Source organism: Methanoculleus sp. SDB (assembly GCA_001412355.1).
Classification (GTDB): Archaea; Halobacteriota; Methanomicrobia; order Methanomicrobiales; family Methanomicrobiaceae; genus LKUD01.
In genome coordinates this window covers 1-3,452 of record LKUD01000072.1, presented here as the reverse complement: position 1 = coordinate 3,452, position 3,452 = coordinate 1, and the positions used below count along the sequence as shown (strand labels likewise).

Below are 3,452 nucleotides of genomic sequence, written 5' to 3'. Positions count from 1 at the left end.
GGTTAATGTAATATTTACTGATGTAAAAAAAGTGATATTCGCTCTCTAACCGTGATTTTTCAAGCAGGCTGCGGAGATTTTTTCGAAACCTTTAATTAAATCCCTATCAACTGTTATTTTGAACCAAAAAGGGTTTGTGTTAGTAACTCTGGTGCATGTGGCACGCAGGGAGGATGCCTAAATGGAAAACCTGGTACTTGGCATCGGTATTACTGCTCTGGCAGGTGCTCTGGCCACCGTCGCCGGCGCTGCGGAAGACACGGAATCTGATATCGGCTCACAGGGTGACCCGAATTCACAGGTTCAGCTGGCTCCGCAGATGGGGTATATTCACCGCATTTACAATAAAGCTGTATCCGGTGAGCCCCCCGCCTATGGATTATGGTGTGCTCTTGGCGCCGGCATTGCCTGGGCGTTAATGTCGATCCAAATAAACGCGGTTCTTGCTATCGTACTCGGTTCAGCAATTGCAGTCTTTGTGCAGGGTGTGTACGCAACGACTGCTTATCTGGGCAGGACAGCAAGTCTCGCGAAATTCGAACAGCCGGTATACATCGATATCCTAAAATCGGTGACTACCGTGACCATGGCACACGCATTCGTCGCGATCTTCACGACGGTGGCAATGTGCCAGCTGATGATAGTTGCACTCGGACACCCGTTCCCGCTGCCGCTTCTTGGCCTTGTCTGGGGTATCGCACTCGGTGCAGCCGGATCTGCAACGGGAAATCCGTTCTACGGCAAAGAGCGCCAGTACCAGGAGCAGAAGTTCGGGGCTGGCGTTCCGATTTCCGCATCAGGAAACATCGTTCGCTACGCCGAAGCCGGCCAGCGCAGTTCACTCGATAACGGCTGGTTTACCTCCAAGCTCGGCGGTCCGGCATCGGGTATCTGTTTCGGCCTGATCGTGTTCCTCGAACTCTGGCGGACAATTCTCTTCGAGCAGATTGGCAACGGATGGGGAGCCATCATTGCCGGTGTTGTCCTGATCCTCGTCTTCATGGTCATTGACCGGTACATTGAGACCTGGGCACGCAACACCTACGGTCCGTATACGGCAGAAACCGTGGCAGAAACCGAGGAGGCGGCATCATGAGCGCACTCGGTGGAGGCGCAGGCGGCGGCGAGGGAATGAACCCGACCGCTACGATTGTCGGCCTTGTCATCATGCTGATTGCACTGGCAGCCACGTTTGTCGTCGGCGGCATGAGTGCAGCACTTGTGCTTGTCGGCATCATTATCGGCGGAGTTCTCGTCGGATTCGGTGTCCACTTCGTTCCTGTCGGCGGTGCGCCGGCAGCCATGGGGCAGGCGCCCGGTATTGCAACCGGTGTCGCGATGCTCGCAGCTGGTGCCGGCCTTGCCGGTCTCTTCGGCGGTGCATGGGCGGCTGAGCTCGGTCTTGCCGTTGCCCTTGCGGGCGGCGCAGTCGGCGGCGGTCTGATGATGGCGATCACGTGCATGTTTGTCAACATTGTCTACGTCTTCGGCATGGGCATTCCTTCCGCCTCCGGAAAGGTGGACAAGGACCCGATCACGGGCGACACGTTCCCTGCGTACAAATCACAGGGTACCGAGGGGCACGGGCTTCCGTTCATCTCCTACGTCGGAGGTGTGATCGGCGGAGCGCTCGGCGGTCTCGGCGGTACGCTCATCTATATCCAGCTGCTGAACCTGTACGAGGAGATGCTTCCCACGATGCTCAACGCATCCGCGGAAGAGATCCTTCCGGTCGCGATCTCGCTCGCGGGCATTTTTGCTGTCGGCATGTTCCTTGTCAACGCAGTAATTGCCGCGTACAACATCACGGGAACAATCGAAGGTCCCCACGACCCGAAGTTCAAGCGCTTCCCGCGTGCGGTGGTGGGTGCGGCAATCGCATCCGCGGTCTGCGGACTTGTGGCGATTCTGATTGTGGCAGTGTGAGGTGTGGAAATGTCAGTAAAAATTGAAGCTTCTGAAGGTGGAAGGCCACACAACGAGATTCTCGGAATCGGGCTCATCGGTTCGCTGGTCTGCATCTACCTGACCTACCTGAACGTGCTGACCGGCACGGAGATATTCTCGTTCTTCGGTGGTCTTGGTGCGGTCCTCGCTCTTGTATGGGGCACGGATACCATCAAACACCTCTGCAGCTACGGTCTTGGTACCGGTGTTCCGTCCGCGGGTATGATCGCGCTCGGTTCCGGTGTCATCGCGATGCTGTTTGCCACTAAGTTCGGCATTGCGGCACCGGTTGCTGCACTCATCATCGCTGCACTGCTCGGAGCGGTGATTGGTTACGTCTCCGACAAGGTTGTCAACATGAATATCCCTGTCATGGTTGTATCGCTCATCGAGCTCGCGGTCGTCGGTGCGCTGACGATTATGGGTCTCGCTGCGATGGCCGGCGGATCGTTCATGTTTGCGGATCTCGTCACGGGAACGACGACAGTCTTCGGGATTAGTATCGCCAGCTACGGCTCATCGGTCATCGGCGGCAGTGTTCTCGCCGTTGTCTTCATGCTCGGTGGGATTGCCGTCCAGCACGCGTTCAACGCATGCCTCGGCCCCGGCGAACAGCAGGACAGGACGCTTATGCTTGCAGCCGAATGCGGCTTTTTATCCATGATTGGCATAGCCGTGATCTCGTTTGCATTCATCAGCTTCGGATCGGCAGTCGTCGCGCTTCTCGTCTCGATTATCGGCTGGTACTACACCTACACGGAGTATATCAAGCTCTCCCGGCGCGATGCCTACGACTGGCTGGACGCAAAGCCTATTCATGAACCGAAAGGTGGTGCCTGATGGGATATATCGAAGTCCTTCCGGAGTTCGGCCTGGTTGCGGACCCGTTCCTGGGTATCGTGACCTCTGCGGGCGAATCACTCGCACCGGTCATTGATCAGGTGGCCGAGCTTGAACTGATAGCGGATGACATCGTCGGCATGCTTTCGGGCGAAGGCAAGTTCCTCTCCTCGTTCCCGAACAGGGAGAAGGCGCTGCCTATTGCCGGTGGTGTCACGGCATTCTGGTATGGTATGGCTGTCGGACTCTTCATCGCGGGATTCATCGCGTTCGGATTTCTGTGAGGTGATATAAATGGCAGATAAAAAATCACCGGCAAGCGGATGGCCGATCGTCCAGGGTGACTTCCACGCCGGCGACGCAAACAGCTGTGTTGCGGTCGTCACGATGGGGTCCCACCTCGACGAGGCAGGCATCTGCGCAGCAGGAGCCGCAATTACGGGTTCCTGCAAGACCGAGAACCTTGGTCTTGAGAAGGTCATCGCAAACGTCATCTCCAACCCGAACATCCGGTTCGTGATCACCTGCGGTACTGAAGTCAAGGGCCACCTGAGCGGTGAGAGTTTCATCGCGCTGCATGCAAACGGCGTGGAAGGCGGCAAGATCGTCGGCACGAAGGGAGCCATTCCGTTCATCGAGAACCTCTCTGCCGATGCGATTGCACG

General features: G+C 56.9%; 4 protein-coding genes and 1 pseudogene. All 5 read left to right on the top strand.

Annotated features, from left to right (window positions below):
* Positions 1-181 precede the first annotated feature (181 nt).
* The 5 genes and pseudogenes from APR53_04585 (at position 182) to APR53_04565 (ending at position 3,452) form a co-directional block, all read left to right on the top strand.
* Entirely contained in the window at positions 182-1,096 is a 915-nt protein-coding gene (locus tag APR53_04585; GenBank protein KQC03815.1) for a tetrahydromethanopterin S-methyltransferase subunit E, read from the top strand.
* Positions 1,093-1,926 carry a tetrahydromethanopterin S-methyltransferase subunit D gene (locus tag APR53_04580; GenBank protein KQC03814.1) on the top strand — a complete coding sequence of 278 codons (834 nt, stop codon included), beginning with the start codon at positions 1,093-1,095 and terminating at the stop codon, positions 1,924-1,926. Before APR53_04585 ends, APR53_04580 begins: the two co-directional genes overlap by 4 nt.
* A 9-nt stretch (positions 1,927-1,935) precedes the next feature.
* On the top strand, positions 1,936-2,787 hold the full coding sequence (locus APR53_04575) for a tetrahydromethanopterin S-methyltransferase subunit C (GenBank protein ID KQC03813.1): 852 nt from the start codon (positions 1,936-1,938) through the stop codon (positions 2,785-2,787).
* A complete protein-coding gene (locus APR53_04570; GenBank protein KQC03812.1) occupies positions 2,787-3,071 on the top strand; it encodes a tetrahydromethanopterin S-methyltransferase subunit B in 285 nt (94 codons plus the stop codon). Before APR53_04575 ends, APR53_04570 begins: the two co-directional genes overlap by 1 nt.
* A gap of 10 nt (positions 3,072-3,081) precedes the next feature.
* Positions 3,082-3,452, top strand: a pseudogene (locus tag APR53_04565).

Coding starts and splice junctions, on each gene's coding strand:
- APR53_04585 (KQC03815.1), top strand. CDS start 182: ATGGAAAACCTGGTACTTGGCATCGGTATTACTGCTCTGGCAGGTGCT.
- APR53_04575 (KQC03813.1), top strand. CDS start 1,936: ATGTCAGTAAAAATTGAAGCTTCTGAAGGTGGAAGGCCACACAACGAG.
- APR53_04570 (KQC03812.1), top strand. CDS start 2,787: ATGGGATATATCGAAGTCCTTCCGGAGTTCGGCCTGGTTGCGGACCCG.
- APR53_04580 (KQC03814.1), top strand. CDS start 1,093: ATGAGCGCACTCGGTGGAGGCGCAGGCGGCGGCGAGGGAATGAACCCG.